Source organism: Ruegeria sp. SCP10, assembly GCF_040329495.1.
In the GTDB taxonomy this organism is placed as follows: Bacteria; Pseudomonadota; Alphaproteobacteria; order Rhodobacterales; family Rhodobacteraceae; genus Ruegeria.
Genome location: NZ_JBDZYF010000009.1, coordinates 135724 through 151596, shown reverse-complemented (window position 1 = coordinate 151596; position 15873 = coordinate 135724). Strand labels below are relative to the sequence as shown.

Here is a 15873-nt window from a genome sequence, read left to right as displayed (position 1 = left end):
CCATAGGGCAGCAGATCATCGCTGGATATGCCCAGCTTCGCACCAATTTCCTGAATCGGCTTCTTCCTCGCCTCGCGGGCAATCTCAATGTCGGATTTGTAACTCATTGGGCAGGGTCCCTGATTGAATGCCGTGTAAATACGGCGCGGCGCGCCGATGCTGAGCAACCCATACCGTTGTGTACAATTCCAATGGCTATGGATTCCGACATATTCATGCCGCGAAACGGCGTTAGGTCGATTCCGTCGTTTCTAATCGGAAACCCAGGCCACCTATGGCGCCCAAATCGGTTGATCGGGAACAAACAGTTTCATCCTGTCGCCAACACGTAATTCACCGGGCCGCTCGACCCATGCAGTCACACCGCGACGCCCTTTCGCAGCGGGCTTGAACCCTGCCCCGTGGCCGGCGTGCTCCGCCTCAATCTCACGTCCCGGCAAGATGCAGGGCGCGTTCTCCATATCGACTGTGAGTGTGACGCCGCTGTTGATCTGCAATCGCGAAGATGGCGGAATATGTGAAAAATCTGGAATACCACCCAGAACGATCGAAGCGCCCAGATAAGACGGATCCAAATGATCGAGCCTCATCTCGGCCGCGATCTTGTCCAGTTCTTCGGCAGACAAAATCGACAGCTGACGCACATTTCGGATTTCAGTTCCCTTTGGGTAAAGGTTCCCAACCCGAACACAGGACGCGCGATTGAGCCCTTCATGGCGCTCACCCTGAACACCCTCAAATCCAAGTTGCAAAGCGTCGACCGCATGTGCACGCAAGGATGTCCCGGCGGGGACATGACCCAACCAGAGCACCTCGGCTGAATACTCAGTTTCGCGCAAAAACGGCATGGGCTGTCCTTTTCTATCGTGCTACGCGGCGCATAATGCGCAAGCCTGCGGCGATGAAAAGAAAAACCCGGGGCTGACCCCGGGTTTTCTGAATTATGCGGTTGGTTCAGGCTCCATCCCACCTTCAGGCGGAGATTTCTTGGCCTTGGTCTTGGGAATCGCCGTGACACTCGGCGCGCTGCCCTCATCCGGCTTGTCGCCCTCATCGTCGCTTTCGCTGGGCGGCTCGCCATTCATGACGCGCTTGATCTCGTCCCCGGTCAGGGTTTCGTATTCCAGCAGACCCTGGGCCAGACGCTCCCACGCCTCGTTCTTGTCGGTCAGGATTTTGTAGGCGTGCTCATATCCCTGCTGGATCAGGCGTTTTACCTCTTCCTCAATCAGCTCTTTGGTATGTGCCGAGACCGAAAACCCGGCTGTATTGCCCGAGTACCCCTCATGCGCTTCTGCATAGTCGATGTTGCCGACTTTGTCCGACATACCCCAACGCATCACCATCGCGCGCGCCAATTGGCTGGCCTGCATGATGTCGCCTGCCGGGCCGTTCGAGACGTGGTCTTCACCATATTTGATGACTTCAGCGGCTTTACCGGCCATGGTCATCGCCAGCTTCTGCTCACACTCATCACGGTGATAGTTCAGACGGTCCATTTCGGGCAGCGACACAACCATACCCAGCGCACCACCGCGCGGGATGATAGTCGCCTTGTAGACCGGATCGCACAGCGGCAGTTCCAAGCCAACTACGGCGTGACCGGCCTCGTGATACGCGGTCTTTTCCTTTTGGTCCTGTGTCAGCACCATCGAGCGGCGCTCGGCCCCCATCATCACCTTGTCTTTGGCGTTCTCGAAATCCTCCATGGTGACAAAGCGACGACCCACGCGAGCGGCCATCAAGGCGGCCTCGTTCACAAGGTTTGCCAGATCAGCTCCTGAGAACCCCGGAGTACCCCGCGCGATGATCCGCAGATCGACATCGGGGCCCAAAGGTGTCTTACGCGCATGCACGCCCAAGATTTTTTCGCGGCCTTTAATGTCGGGGTTCCCAACAGTAACGTTCCGGTCGAAACGACCCGGACGCAGCAGAGCCGGGTCCAACACGTCCTTGCGGTTCGTCGCGGCCAGAATGATCACGCCTTCATTGGCCTCGAACCCATCCATCTCGACCAGCAATTGGTTGAGCGTCTGTTCGCGTTCGTCATTACCACCGCCATAACCGGCACCACGATGGCGGCCAACAGCGTCGATCTCGTCGATGAACACAATACAGGGCGCATTCTTCTTGGCCTGCTCGAACATGTCACGGACACGAGATGCACCGACACCCACGAACATTTCAACGAAGTCAGAGCCCGAGATGGTGAAGAACGGCACACCCGCCTCACCCGCGATCGCACGGGCCAGCAGCGTTTTACCGGTGCCCGGAGGGCCCACCAACAGCGCGCCCTTCGGGATCTTACCGCCGAGGCGCGAGAACTTCTGCGGATTGCGCAGGAATTCCACGATCTCTTCCAGCTCTTCCTTGGCCTCATCGATGCCTGCTACGTCATCAAAGGTCACACGGCCATGCTTTTCGGTCAGCATCTTGGCCTTGGACTTGCCAAAGCCCATCGCACCGCCTTTGCCGCCGCCTTGCATTCGGTTCATGAAATAGACCCAGACACCGATCAGCAGCAGGAAGGGCAGCAGAGTGATCAGGAACGATTGAAAGCCCGACTGCTGTTGTTTCTCAGCGCGCACGGGGATGTTCTCGTCGATCAGCAGCTTTGTGACCTCGGCATCGCCGGGTTTGATCGTCACGTAGGTTCCGCCGGTTTCGGTGGTGTAGCGGATCTGCTCACCATCCAGCGTCACGTTCTTGACTTCACCGTTTTGCACGGCGCTGACAAAGTCGGAATAGGTGCGTTCATTGCTCTGAAGTGTTCCGCCCGGTCCACTGAACAAATTGAACAGTGCAAGGATCAGCAAGAACAGAACGACCCAGAAGGCGATATTGCGAGCGTTGCCCAAGGAAATTCTCCCAAAAGATTTCGGCAAACGGGTATTTGCCGGGTTGCTTCTTAAAATAGAGAGGATTGGCGCAGGTTCAATGCGATAAAAACGACGCGTAAAACTCGGACCATTCCGGTGCCAGTTCTGCGCTGCAGCCATTGGGAAAGCCTGCCAAAGGCGCCGCCTGCAATTCATCACCGTGCCAGATCGCTGGTGAGGATTGTAGTACAAGGCGCGGACGCCCCGTTGCACGCCAATCGGGAACCGAGGCAAGCCCGGCCTCACCCAGCGCGCGGATTTCAAAACCGTCGATCCCCGGCCCGGACAAAATCCAACGTTCATCCCAGCGCGCGGCGGGGCGCGCTTTCAGGTTGGCAACGGCCTGAAACTCTCTGCAAATCCAAGTGTTCGCAGCTTGAGGCACCAGAAGACACCCGCTGAGCGATCCCGCTTCCCCATTGTCCAGCGCTTCTACGGCTTGATCCACAGCAGACTGACGCGGGGGATATCCTGGTCCTGAAATCCAGCGGAGGATACCGATAAGCAGCCGACGCTTGATCTCGGCTGGCAAGGTTTGGAACGCGGCCCGATCCACACAAACATCCCCATCGATAGCAACCGCGACCTTGCGGGCGGATTCCTGCGTAAACAGGTCCAGCGCCTCACGCGCTTGGGCAAGGTTGCTGGCGACACGCGACAAGGTTTCGGGCGTTACACCCAGGGGAGACAGGTCAGCAAGCGCCTTTCGGGCTTTGATCCGGTCAAATCTTTTGTCCTGATTCGATGGGTCCTCGATCCAGTTCAGCCCCTTATCCGATAGATAGTCACGCAAGCTGTGGCGGGTGGTCCCAAGCATCGGGCGCAGAATGGTGACACCCTCCCGGACATGCGAATTTGGCATGGCTGCAAGGCCTGTCACCCCTGCGGAACGGGCCAACCGCATCAGCACGGTTTCTGCCTGATCATCGGCAGTATGACCCAAAGCAATCGCAGGGATACTATTTGCATGCGCCCATTGGGCCAGCAATGCATACCGTGCCCGCCGCGCTTGATCCTGCAGATTGCCTGAGCCGTCCCAGCCTTGCCACTTCAGGATATCGTGTTTCAGCGCCAGATCAGCCGCCTGCCGCGCCACAATTTGGGCCTCTTCGGCCGCTTCTGGTCGCAAGCCATGGTCAACCGTGGCTGCATATAGCTCAGCCCCTTCATCCGCGGCGATTTCAGCGAGAAGGTGCATCAATGCCACCGAGTCGCCGCCGCCCGAAACAGCAACACCCAGACGTTGCGGCAGCCGTTCAGGCAGCCGGGCGCGAATATCGGATGTCAGGCTGTTCGGGGTCCGGCTCAAGAACACCCCAGTGAGGCCATTTCCTGTGTGGCATTTGACGCGGGACCAGAGGATGGGAACCGAACGCCGACCTCACTGAGAGTGATGCAGGCCTGATCGGTTTGACCCAGACGGCCAAGCGCCGCGCCGAGCTCATACAACGCCTCGGGCGCAACCGCCCCTTCGGAATCGCCGGTGAAGCTGGCAAGAAAGGCGCGTGCCGCTTCGCGCGTGTCACCCATGCCTTCCAGAGCCTGACCACGTTTCAAATGCGCCTCGGGCGCCAAAGGGCTGCCGGGATAGGACGTGTCGAACTGCGCAAACTTGGTCGCGGCGGTCTGGAAATCACCATCGGCCAACGCCTGCGACGCATCGTTGAAATCCGCCTGCTCACCAACGGCGAGTTCCGCCTGCTCGGTCGCAGTAGGTGTTGCAGGTGTTATGACCGCAGTGCCCGAACCGGTGTCTTCGCCACCCAGTGTACTAGTCGGTTCGCCAGAGATTTCACAATTGGTCTCCAACTCACAAAGGCGGAATTCAAGATCCCCGATCCGGTTGGTTCCATCGGTCACAATGTTTTGCACCCGCTGGTTCAATTGCTCGGTCTGACGCGTCAGGCGCTGAAGCTCGGCCTCAATCGCGTCGACGCGTTCAAGGACAGAACTGCCAGATAGGTTCGGCGCCGGAGAGCCGGTGGTTGAAAACTCGCGCTTCAGGCGCTGTATTTCCACATGCAACACCGTCAGCTCCTGCCGGATATCCGCCAGCGTCTGCTGATCCTGCGCTTGCGCCACGCCCGCTGTTGCGACAACTGCGGCTAAAACCCATCCTGCAAGTCTCATCGTCTTACCCCAAGGTCGAACCAGTCAGCACTGTTACCGCGCGGCGGTTCTTGGAATAGCATTCCTCGGTGCTGCAAATTTCAATCGGGCGCTCTTTGCCATAGCTGACAGTGGTCAATCGGTTGCCAGCCACCCCGCGCGAAATCAGGAACTCTCGCGCGGCATTGGCGCGGCGTGCACCCAACGCGAGGTTATATTCGCGCGTGCCCTGCTCATCCGCATGTCCTTCGATCGTGGCTACATAGTCAGGGTTCGCCATCAACCACTCAGCCTGCCCTTGTAGAACCGTCTGAGCCTGCGGCGATAGGGTCGATTGATCCACTGCAAACAAGACGCGATCGCCAACCGTTTGCTGGAAATACGCAGGCGAGCGCGGATCACTAGGTGACCCCGCAACAATCGAACCGCTGCCACCGGGACCGCCACCGCCCAGAGCCGAAGGATCATTGTTTGCGCAAGCTGCAACCACGCTCAGCGCGCCCAGCGCCAGGATTTTGCCCAATATGTTCATCTCAAGTGCCTCGTTGTTTTGTTCGTTGCCGCCTGTCTACCACAGAGGCAGTTTCTTGTGAACGTTCCCGCACATCTGCAGCGATCAATTCTGTAACGGACCCCATGACGGGTCGCTGCCACCGTCAGGTGTTCGTACTGGCAGTAGGTTCCGCCCCGAGATATCCACTGAGTAGAGCGTCGCCCGACCGCTTGCGCCCTGTGTCTCACGGGTGAACATGATGACCCGCCCGTTCGGGGACCATGTTGGCCCCTCATCCAAGAAGGACGATGTCAACAGGCGTTCTTCGTCCCCGTTGGTGCGCATCACACCAATATGGAACCGGCCTTTGTTTTGCTTGGTGAACGCGATCAAATCTCCGCGCGGCGACCAGACGGGCGTGCCATAGCGGCCCTGACCAAAGCTGATCCGCGTTGCCTCGCCTCCGTTTGCGGGCATGACATACAACTGCGGCGTGCCCGAACGGTCGCTTTCAAACACGATCTGGCTGCCATCCGGCGAATAGCTGGGCGCGGTTTCGATCGCTGGCGTATTGGTAAGCCGCGTACTTTGTCCCGAGGCCAGATCCATCTTCCAAAGGTCGGTGTTACCGCCCTGGATCAGCGAATAGACAATTGACCTTCCATCCGGTGAGAAGCGGGGCGAGAAACTCATGGTGCCACCTTCCGTGTTCAACTCCTGTCGCCGCACGCTGCCGACATCCAGCAAATAGATACGCGGGCTGCCCGTTTCATAGCTGGTGTATAGCAACCGATCCCCGGCAGGCGAAAAGCGCGGGGCCAGAACGATGGCGGAACTGTCGGTCAGGTACTGAACATTTGCCCCATCATAATCCATAATCGCCAAGCGTTTGAGACGTTGATTCTTGGGGCCGCTTTCCGAGACAAACGCCACGCGGCTGTCAAAATAACCCCCTTCACCCGTAATCCGGCTATAGACCTGATCGGCAACTTTATGTGCCATGCGCCGCCACCCATCTGTGGTTCCGGCAAGCTGCAGCCCGTTGCCCAGTTCTTGACCTGAGAACACATCCCAGACTCGGAACCGGACCGTCAGCCGCTTGCCAGAGACATTGACCGCCCCGGTTATCAGTGCCTGCGCATTGATCGCTTTCCAATCGGCAAACTGCACCGGTGCATCAAAGCTGCTGACGCGGCTAATGAATGCGTCCGAGGAGATTTCGCGGAACAGCCCCGTTCCAGTCAGGTCTGCCGCGACAACGCGGGAAAGATCGGCTGCATATTGCGTCGCGGATGGTCCATCCGGCACAAAGTTCGGAACTGCAAAGGGCATCGGCTCGATGATCCCTTCATCGATTTCCAGACGCAGCGGGCCGCTCTGAGCATAAACCGGGGCCGACACCAGAGTCAGACCAAGGACGAGGCTGGTCAGAAGTTTCATCATTTGATCCGCATCCTCTCGGGATTGAAGGTAATTTCAATATCCTGCCACTGATCGTATTTGTCAGCAGGCAGATCGTATCCACGCGCACCACAGCGCAAAATTGCTCGTCTTGCGGCCTGATAAGCCTGATTTTCAGCCCCCGCCGACCCACCAGAGCTATCCAGCAAACGAACGCTGCCCCCTACGACCGTTCCATCACGATTGAGCGAAAACCCGACCACCACCACAACGTTCAGTGCATCGGTCGATAAAGAGCCGACATTCCAGCATTGCGACACCGCCACACGCATCGCATCCTTCTCGCCGCTTGTCAGCGGCGGGCCAGACGGTGCGGCTGGCTCGGACAACGCCTCGGCAAGGGCATCGTTGATCGCATCATCGTTGTTCTGCGCTGGCGCTTCAGGGGTCGGTTCCGGGGTTTCCGCCACCTCTGGTTCCGGCGCAGGCGCAGGGCGATTTGGGCGCACACGCGGACGTGGCGACGTCAGCGGCGCTTGCTCATCGCTCTCTTCGGCCTCTGTGACGATCTCAGGTGCGGCCTCTTCCGGAGCGGTTTGATCCTGTTGTTCCTGCTGAGTTTCGGCACCTTCGTCCAATGAAACGGGGGGTGTTTCCACCTCATCCGGCTTCGCCTCGGGCGGTGGTGGCGCGACGGGTTCGGGTGCGATCCGCTCAGACGGGCTGGGCTGCGCCTCGGGCCCGGGAGGCGCAACCAAGGCGGTCGTTTCCGGTTCCGTCAGTGTCGGGGGCTCTTCGGGCAGTTCCGGTTCGGGCGGAACTTCAACCGTTTCTGGCTGAACCTCGGGCTCGGGCTCAGATGGCGTTACGGGCTCAGGGCGCGGTTGTTCTTCCGGTGTCACCTCGGGCGCGTTGGCTTCGGTCTCGGGCTCTGACGGCTGTTCCAATGTGCCGGGTGAGGTCGGCACTTCGGGCGCGTTGGTCTGCGCGGTCATCGCTACAAAATCCTCAGCCGAAATCACGGACACATCCTGCACAGCCATCGGCAACGGTTCGGACCGGAAGGTGCCGCCGAACAGCGCCCAGCTGATTAGCCCGACATGCGCAATAGCCGAGATTTTGGTGCCGGTATCCACCGCGCGACCCCACCTTTACCCATCGTCCAGCGTCGGCCCGCCGGTATCCGTCACCAGACCCACATTCGAAAACCCGCCCGCATTCAACGCGCCCATCACCTGCATCACCTGCGCATAGGGGATTGCTCCGTCAGCGCGCAGAAAGACCCGATCGCTGCTGCGTTCGGCTGCGATGGCACGTAGCCTTCCGATCAATTCCTCGCGCTGAATATCGGTGGTCTGAATTTGAATACGGCCATCGGCAGTCAGCGTGACGGTAAGCGGTTCTTCACTATCGCCGGGCAAAGCGCTTGCGGCAGTCTTAGGCAGATCGACGGGCACCCCAACCGTCAAAAGGGGCGCCGCAACCATGAAGATGATCAACAGTACCAGCATGACATCGACAAAAGGCGTGACGTTGATCTCGGCCATCGGTTGCGCGCGACCACGCCGCCGTCCGCGTCTGCGACCATTGCTGCCAGAGTTCTGCTGAACCGCCGCGCCCATCGCTCAGCCGTCCAACTGACGCGACAGGATAGTGGCGAATTCATCTGCAAAGGCCTCATAACCGCCAACGATCCGATCGCTATCAGCACTGAGTTTGTTGTAGAAAATCACCGCCGGGATCGCGGCCAACAGGCCTAGACCGGTCGCCAACAGCGCCTCGGCAATGCCGGGAGCGACAACGGCAAGGTTGGTGTTCTGCTGCTCGGCAATCTCGATAAAGGCGTTCATGATGCCCCAGACCGTACCGAATAGACCTATGAACGGCGCGGTCGAGCCGACGGTCGCCAGGATCGGAAGACCTTTCTGCAGTGTCTCCGCCTCTTTCGCGATGGCCACATCCATCGATCGGTCAATCCGGGCCGTTGCCCCGGCAATCAGTCCACCATCGGTGCGATGCGACCTGCGCCATTCGATCATTCCGGCGGCGAATATCTTCTCGGAGCTGCCATCGGGCTGCGAGCCGATCTGCTCGAACAACTCATCCAGCGGGTTGCCGGACCAGAAGTGTTCATCAAACACCTGCGCCTCGCGCCGAGCCGCGCGATAGTTGATGAGTTTCTGGATGATAATGCCCCAGGACCAGATCGATGCCGCGATCAGCATCAGCATCACCAGTTTGACGATAAAGGTCGCGCGGGCATATAGCCCCCACATGGAGAAATCGATCTCCTGCGCCAGCGCCAGCGTTTCAGCTTCCATGAACCTGCTCTTTGTTTTTGCCTGAATGGCCGTTGATTTGGCCTTGTTTTGACGAACGCTAACGCAGTTGGGGCTGAAAAGCCAACAGAACCACCCCTGGTCCACAAATTGTTACATCAATGCGCGAATCTCTGCCGGAAGGCGCACGGGCTTACCTTGCGCATTCATGCACACCGCAGTTACCTCGGCTCGGAAAATCTCGGTCTCACCTCGTTTCACCAGTTGCGACATGGTCAGCCGCACACCAGAGAGCGAAACCATCTCGGTTTCCACAACCAGCTCATCCTCAAACCGCGCAGCGGCCAGATAGTCCGCCTCGACGCGCCGCACGACCCAGACGATGCCCTGCTCACGCATCGCATTCTGGTCATTGCCCAGTTTGCGCACCCAATCGGAGCGGGCGCGCTCGATATATCGCAGGTAATTTGCGTGATAGACGACACCGCCCATATCGGTGTCTTCATAGTACACGCGAACCGGGTAAGTGTGTTTCATTGCAATGTCTCCAACCGGGCAAACAGACGTAAAGCGTGCGAGGTATCCTGCGCCGCGCCCGGCAAAATCGGGTCATACGCGGCGCGGATCAGTGCCGCGATTTCGGGCCTCAGGATCGTTGTCTCGCCTGCTACGGCCAGTGGAGATTGCGCCCGAAACGCGGTATCCGACCACAAAAGGATCGTCTGCACCACCTGACTAAGCGCAAGGGTTTCTGCCGGCACCTTGGACAATTCCTTATCCATGCGCAGGAAAACAAACGCGGCGCGAATCGCGCCATCCTCTTCGAACCGGAATATCCGGTATTGATTGGCCTCAGCGGCCAACAACCGGTCGACCAATGGCCCGAGGTCAGGGATCAGACGATCCAGATCCGGCACCTCAAGCAGTTCCTGCCAGTCGCGGAAAAAGAACACCATGCAATTGGCACCCAGTTCTGGGTCGGTTTCAGCCATCTTGTGACCGGCCAACGTCACAACCGCCTCAAACGCGCCTTTGACTGTGGACAGGGTTTCATCCTCAACCCCAAACACGATGGGCACGATGGGTCGCCCCCAGCGCGCAAACAGAAACTCACCGCTTTCACGGGTAAACAGCGCTTTGATCTCATCCGGAGTCACGCCCAGCCCTTCATCTTTTTGAGAATACTCTTAGCGAGAGGCATAAAATCTAATAACGGCGGCTTCAACCAAACAGATCGTTTTGGCCCTTTGGTGCCGCCATTCCCAGATGTGTCCACGCTTTTTGCGCCAACATCCGCCCACGCGGGGTGCGTTGGATCAAACCTTGCTGCAACAGATAGGGCTCGATCACTTCTTCCAGTGAGTCGCGGCTCTCTGACAGCGCAGCCGAGAGCGTTTCGATACCAACCGGGCCGCCCGCATAATTCTCAGCAATCAGCTTCAGATAGCGTCGATCTGCCCCGTCCAGCCCCAAATTATCGACGCCCAACCGAGTCAATGCTCCATCGGCCAGTTCTCGCGTGATCCGGCCGTCCCCTTCGACGATGGCAAAATCCACCACACGCCGCAGCAATCGCCCGGCGATCCGGGGTGTTCCGCGTGACCGGCGCGCAATCTCGCGCGCGCCGTCCTCATCCGCCGGAGCGCCCAGTTTGCGGGCATTGCGGGTGACGATCTCGTGCAACTCATCGACCGTGTAGAACTGCAAACGTGTTGGAATACCAAAACGATCGCGTAGCGGCGTTGTCAGCAAACCCATCCGCGTGGTCGCCCCGACAAGCGTAAACGGCTGCAACTCGATCCGAACCGTCCGCGCAGCGGGGCCTTCGCCGATCACCAGATCCAGCTCAAAATCCTCCATCGCGGGATAGAGCACCTCTTCAACCGCTGGGTTCAGACGGTGTATTTCGTCGATAAACAGAACATCGCGCGATTCCAGATTGGTCAGGATCGCCGCCAAATCACCTGCCTTGGCCAGAACCGGGCCGGATGTCATGCGGAAGTTAACGCCCAACTCACGCGCCATGATCTGAGCCAGCGTGGTTTTCCCCAAGCCTGGAGGACCATGGAACAGCGTATGATCCATCGCCTCGCCCCGCTGCTTGGCCGATTGGATGAAGATGCGCAGGTTAGCACGTGCCTCGGCTTGCCCGATGAACTCGTCCAAACCCTGCGGGCGCAAGGCACGGTCATTGTCCTCGGGCAACGGATCGGGGCGCAGGGTGGGATCAGCGTCTACCATTCACTCAACCCTTTGGTGCCAGCAATTTCAGCGCAGCTCGGATCAGTTCAGCTTCGCCCGCCTCTGGCAGGTTTGCCGCCGCTTCGGCCACGGCCGAGGCCGCCTCGGACGGGCCGTACCCCAGATTCGACAAGGCAGACAGCGCGCCCGCCGATGCCGCTGCTGATCCAGAGGCCGGTTTCGCGACGCGTTTCGGCGCGGGGGCTGGTTCCGTTAACTCAACCACCTCAAGCGCGGGGCCATCCATCGCCTCGGTTACCGTTCCACCCATGGCCATGACGCCGGGCGCCTTGTCCTTGAGGTCCAATACAATACGCTGCGCGGTCTTGGGCCCGACGCCTTTGGCTGCTTTCACTGCTGCCCAATCGCCCAGTGCAATCGCACGGCTGACGCCGTCGGGGCCAAGCGCCGACAGAATAGCCAAGGATACCTTCGCCCCAACGCCCTGAACCGAGCAGAGCAACCGGTGCCACTCCTTTTCGACCAGAGACAGGAAGCCATAAAGCTGCATCAGGTCTTCGCGCACGACCATGTCGGTGTAGATCGAGACCGCATCACCCACCCCAGGTAGGGCTGCCATGGTTCGGTCCGAGCAATAGACGATGTAGCCGACCCCACGCACATCAATCAGGACATGATCCGCTGCGCGATAGTCCAGACGCCCTGTCAGCTTGCCGATCATGCACCCACCTCTTTCAAACGCGATTGCTGGGTTTTACCGTAATACGCATGACAAATTGCAATCGCCAGCGCATCCGCCGCATCCGCGCCTTTTGGTGAACAGCCGGGCAGTTGCAGTTTGACCATGTGCAGGACCTGCTCTTTCTCAGCATGCCCGACACCAACCACGGTCTTCTTGACCCGGTTGGGCGCGTATTCCCCCACCGGCAAACCCGCCTGAGCCAAAGTCAACAGCGCCACACCCCGCGCCTGACCCAGCTTAAGTGTCCCTGCCCCGTCCTTGTTCACAAACGTCTGTTCGATTGCAGCCTGATCCGGCTGATGCTCGGCAATCACTTCTACAATCTGGTTATGCAACGACAGCAGCCGCTCACCCAAATCGTCGCCATCTGATTTGCACAACCCGTTCGCAACATGGCTCAGGCGGCTGCCATGCGATTCGATGACGCCCCATCCCAAGGTTCTCAACCCCGGATCAATGCCCAAAATTCGCATGTTATGCCTCGGCCTGCTCGGGTTATGTGATCTTTTTTCAACGCCTAGCACGAAGCGTGAACATTTTCCAAGCGAATTGGTCCATGGACAAAAACCGACAGCTTTGTCCTGCCAACGACACCACGCGTCGATTGCGACTTCGAATAGTCTGTTTTCGACCAAATTATGAACGCGAATTAACCAATAATTTAAGCAAATTACGGCTTAAACATGTTGAAGATGAGGCTTGCAATTATTGCATAGGAAATATGCAAAAAAATGCTCTTGTGCGGGCGATTTGGCAGCACTAAATGCCCGGCAGATCGCAAGATCGAAATGAAACACAAACCAGAAGGAAACAGGATATGGCTGCACTGGACACCACCCGCATCGCCACCACTGGCTCGTTCGGCCTCGTTGGCCGTATCGGCGCGCTTTTTGTATCGGCATTCAATGTCGTTGCTGAATGGAACGACGCCCGCGCAACACGCAAAGCGCTGACTGGCCTGACGGACCGCGAGCTGGAAGATATCGGCCTGTGCCGTGGCGACATCGATATGATCGCCGAAGGCCGCCGTTAAGACGACGACATAACTGCCCCTTCTCCTCCCTATGGGGCAAAAAGAAAACACCGCGTGCTGTTCAGCGCGCGGTGTTTTTCTATTCTGGAGGTCTAGAACCAGACTGTATCAGTAGAGGACTTTGTTCAACTGAACTGCTAGCGCTTCGGACAAGGGATCAATCTGCATGACCCATGCACCAGCCTGTTCAACCGATGTGCCCTGATTCAGGCTATCGATCCGAAACTGATAGCCCGTCGGCCCGAGGTTGGATAGCAGGAATGCTTTGAACCCGAAAAAGCCAAGCAAGCAAAAGACTAACACCTTGGCCGGAACAGCTGATCGAACACGCTGTGGTTTCATAACCACCAAGCCATCCTTGCGCATCGTCGCGCGATAGCCTCGGCTCATCTTGTGATGCTTCTTGTTCAGGCGATGTACGCGCTGATTAAATTCCAGTTGTTTTGTCGTCATGGCAGCCTCCACAAAACCGCCCCCCATCGAGTTGATCAAAAAACGGTAAGCAGAGAATGCGACAAAACCGTGGCAAAAATCCACAAAACTCCTGCAAATGGTCTAAATTGGGCCCTGTTTGCTTAAGATTAGCGTCGTCCATTCACCAATCTCACTTCTGTCCGCCAGATTAAATCCATTCTGAGAATAAACAGACACGACATCATCAGCCTGTTCATTGAGGATTCCCGACAAAATTGCGTACCCCCCCGTACAGAGATTCGCGGCAATTTCCGGTGATAAGGCCACCAGCGGGCCCTTGAGGATATTTGCAAATATCAGGTCATAAGGCGTGGCAGATTTAAGCTCAGGATGATCAAACCCCGCCGCCTCAACACAGCGAACGGCTCCGACCATGCCATTGGCCTTCAGGTTGGCCTCGGCCACGTCAACCGCAACCTGATCAATGTCGCTGGCCAGAATCTCGCCATCCCAAACACGTGCTGCGGCCATAGCCAGAACGGCGGTGCCACATCCGATATCGGCAACTTTCGTGGCGCTAAACCCGTCATCCAGCAAACGATCCAGCGCCTTCAAACAGCCAAGCGTGGTGCCGTGATGACCTGTGCCAAACGCCATCGCGGCCTCGATCAGTAACGGAATCCGGTCCTCGGGCAGCTTGTCCGCATCGTGGCTGCCATAGACAAAGAAGCGGCCCGCTTCGACCGGGGCCAATTCACGCCGCACATGGGCAACCCAATCGGTTTCAGGCAGTTCCGAAACGACAAAGGGTTTGGCCTCAAACGCAGCGGCCAAAACCGCAAGGGCCGTCTCATCTGGTGCTTCAGTGAAATACCCCCCAACTTCCCAAAGGCCCGAGCCGTCTTCGACCTCGAACACACCGACACCGGTTGGTTCCGGCTCCAGACGTTCCATCGCCTCGCCCAGACCTTCGGCGGCCTTCTTACCTGTCAGCGTCGTCAGTGCGGTGAATGTGGGCATTGGGGCCTCCTGTCTCGATTAACACCGCGCCTAGGACGCCGCGCCGTCAACGTCAAGCGCTGAGGCCTATTCCGCAGGGGCCGGAGCGTATTTGGTCAGGATGGTTTCGTTGCCGGGCTCGGGGTGACGCGGGATCAACAGCGACAACAGCAGCGAAACGATCGCCATCGCCGCGGCCAGGCCAAACACGGCGCCCGGCGACACGACCCAAAGCAGGCCAAGCAAAGCGGGCAAAAACACCGCTGCAATATGATTGATCGTGAAGGCCACCGCAGCGGTCGGCGCGATATCAGCAGGGTCGGCGATTTTCTGGAAATAGGTTTTCAACGCCAAAGCCAGCGCAAACAGCACGTGGTCGATCACATATAGGATTGCCGCAAGCAGAACACCCCAGCCGAACCAATAGATGCCGCCATAGGCTGCGAACACGACGGCCAGACCGGTATATTCGAATATCAGCGTGCGCCGCTCACCGAATTTTGCCACCGCCTTTCCCAGCAATGGGGCGGCCATCATGTTGATCATCAGATTGATCAGATAAAGGCTGGTGAGCTCATGCACTTCAAAGCCGAATTTCTCGACCATCATGAACCCGGCAAAGACGACGAATATCTGCCGCCGCGCGCCTGCCATGAACTGCAATGCATAATACAGCCAATACCGGCGACGCAGGATCAGCTTCTTGGTCTGCGGTGTGGGCGCATCGAATTGCGGATAGGCGAACAGACAGAATAGGGCCAGCGCAGCCGTCACTCCACCCGACGCCATGAATACAAAATTGTAGGACAGATCGAAACGATCCCAGGTCAAAACGATCAGCCCATACACCACCATGGTCGCCGCCGACCCCATCGCAACCAGCCATCCCAGCACCTGCGGAGCACGATCCTTGGGCAGCCACTGCAATTGAAGCGACTGGTTCACGGTCTCGTAGTAATGGAACCCGATCGAACTGAACAAGGTCACAAACAGCAACCCGCCCAGGCTGGGGAACCAAGCGGTCACCGCCGTTGCGACACCAAGCATCATCAGAGAGATCATTGCCAGCACCTGCTCGCGAATGAAAATGATGACGGCAATCACGCCAACCGCCAGAAACCCCGGGATCTCGCGCACCGTATGCAGCAGACCGATATCCGCGCCATCAAAGTTCGCCACCTCAATAACAAAGTTGTTCAGCAGCGCGCTCCATGCGTTGAACGCAATGGGCATGGTCAGCGCCATCATGAACAACAGCGTGATGGGGCGGCGCCAGAACGGCAGGCTCTGCGCCTCGGTAAGGGGCATGGGTTTCAGCATGA

18 protein-coding genes are annotated in these 15873 nt (G+C 58.2%); 1 reads left to right on the top strand and 17 read right to left on the bottom strand.

The genetic code is table 11. The features are described from left to right. Positions 1-272 precede the first annotated feature (272 nt). From ABLN87_RS17215 to ruvC, 14 genes are all read right to left on the bottom strand, one after another. A complete protein-coding gene (locus tag ABLN87_RS17215) occupies positions 273-848 on the bottom strand; it encodes an MOSC domain-containing protein (RefSeq protein ID WP_353012483.1) in 576 nt (191 codons plus the stop codon). 93 nt (positions 849-941) lie between these two features. Then, entirely contained in the window at positions 942-2858 is a 1917-nt protein-coding gene (gene ftsH, locus ABLN87_RS17210; RefSeq protein WP_353012480.1) for an ATP-dependent zinc metalloprotease FtsH, read from the bottom strand. A gap of 76 nt (positions 2859-2934) precedes the next feature. Further along, positions 2935-4188: a tRNA lysidine(34) synthetase TilS gene (gene tilS, locus ABLN87_RS17205; RefSeq protein WP_353012477.1), complete on the bottom strand. Its 1254-nt coding sequence runs from the start codon at positions 4186-4188 to the stop codon at positions 2935-2937. Beyond that, positions 4185-5009, bottom strand: a complete 825-nt coding sequence (gene ybgF, locus ABLN87_RS17200) for a tol-pal system protein YbgF (protein WP_353012474.1) — start codon at positions 5007-5009, stop codon at positions 4185-4187. The genes tilS and ybgF overlap by 4 nt, the downstream gene beginning before the upstream one ends. Before the next feature lie 4 nt (positions 5010-5013). Then, on the bottom strand, positions 5014-5520 hold the full coding sequence (gene pal, locus ABLN87_RS17195) for a peptidoglycan-associated lipoprotein Pal (protein WP_170531039.1): 507 nt from the start codon (positions 5518-5520) through the stop codon (positions 5014-5016). An 84-nt stretch (positions 5521-5604) separates the two neighbouring features. Further along, positions 5605-6924 (bottom strand): Tol-Pal system beta propeller repeat protein TolB, encoded by a 1320-nt coding sequence (gene tolB, locus ABLN87_RS17190; protein ID WP_353012471.1) that lies wholly within the window; start codon positions 6922-6924, stop codon positions 5605-5607. After that, positions 6921-8018: an energy transducer TonB gene (locus ABLN87_RS17185; RefSeq protein WP_353012468.1), complete on the bottom strand. Its 1098-nt coding sequence runs from the start codon at positions 8016-8018 to the stop codon at positions 6921-6923. Before ABLN87_RS17185 ends, tolB begins: the two co-directional genes overlap by 4 nt. Positions 8019-8033: 15 nt before the next feature. Further along, complete coding sequence (gene tolR / locus ABLN87_RS17180) at positions 8034-8504, bottom strand: protein TolR (protein ID WP_170531045.1); 471 nt, start codon at positions 8502-8504, stop codon at positions 8034-8036. Positions 8505-8507: 3 nt separating this feature from the next. Next, positions 8508-9203 carry a protein TolQ gene (tolQ, locus tag ABLN87_RS17175; RefSeq protein WP_353012465.1) on the bottom strand — a complete coding sequence of 232 codons (696 nt, stop codon included), beginning with the start codon at positions 9201-9203 and terminating at the stop codon, positions 8508-8510. Between the two features lie 111 nt (positions 9204-9314). Then, positions 9315-9698 carry a tol-pal system-associated acyl-CoA thioesterase gene (ybgC, locus tag ABLN87_RS17170; RefSeq protein WP_353012462.1) on the bottom strand — a complete coding sequence of 128 codons (384 nt, stop codon included), beginning with the start codon at positions 9696-9698 and terminating at the stop codon, positions 9315-9317. Continuing rightward, complete coding sequence (locus tag ABLN87_RS17165; protein WP_353012459.1) at positions 9695-10318, bottom strand: hypothetical protein; 624 nt, start codon at positions 10316-10318, stop codon at positions 9695-9697. The genes ybgC and ABLN87_RS17165 overlap by 4 nt, the downstream gene beginning before the upstream one ends. 64 nt (positions 10319-10382) lie before the next feature. Beyond that, positions 10383-11402 carry a Holliday junction branch migration DNA helicase RuvB gene (gene ruvB, locus ABLN87_RS17160; protein WP_353012457.1) on the bottom strand — a complete coding sequence of 340 codons (1020 nt, stop codon included), beginning with the start codon at positions 11400-11402 and terminating at the stop codon, positions 10383-10385. 4 nt (positions 11403-11406) lie between these two features. Further along, entirely contained in the window at positions 11407-12084 is a 678-nt protein-coding gene (gene ruvA / locus ABLN87_RS17155) for a Holliday junction branch migration protein RuvA (protein WP_353012454.1), read from the bottom strand. Then, positions 12081-12578 (bottom strand): crossover junction endodeoxyribonuclease RuvC, encoded by a 498-nt coding sequence (gene ruvC / locus ABLN87_RS17150; RefSeq protein WP_353012451.1) that lies wholly within the window; start codon positions 12576-12578, stop codon positions 12081-12083. Before ruvC ends, ruvA begins: the two co-directional genes overlap by 4 nt. A 344-nt stretch (positions 12579-12922) precedes the next feature. Between ruvC and ABLN87_RS17145 the strand changes: the two genes are divergently transcribed. Next, complete coding sequence (locus ABLN87_RS17145; RefSeq protein ID WP_170531057.1) at positions 12923-13138, top strand: DUF1127 domain-containing protein; 216 nt, start codon at positions 12923-12925, stop codon at positions 13136-13138. A gap of 108 nt (positions 13139-13246) precedes the next feature. Here the strand turns inward: ABLN87_RS17145 and ABLN87_RS17140 are convergent, their stop codons facing one another. The 3 genes from ABLN87_RS17140 to ABLN87_RS17130 form a co-directional block, all read right to left on the bottom strand. Then, positions 13247-13591: a hypothetical protein gene (locus ABLN87_RS17140; protein ID WP_353012448.1), complete on the bottom strand. Its 345-nt coding sequence runs from the start codon at positions 13589-13591 to the stop codon at positions 13247-13249. Between the two features lie 102 nt (positions 13592-13693). Next, positions 13694-14572, bottom strand: coding sequence for a 50S ribosomal protein L11 methyltransferase (locus ABLN87_RS17135; RefSeq protein WP_353012445.1), 879 nt, complete (start codon positions 14570-14572; stop codon positions 13694-13696). Positions 14573-14638: 66 nt separating this feature from the next. Beyond that, entirely contained in the window at positions 14639-15871 is a 1233-nt protein-coding gene (locus ABLN87_RS17130; RefSeq protein WP_353012442.1) for an MFS transporter, read from the bottom strand. Positions 15872-15873: the final 2 nt, after the last annotated feature.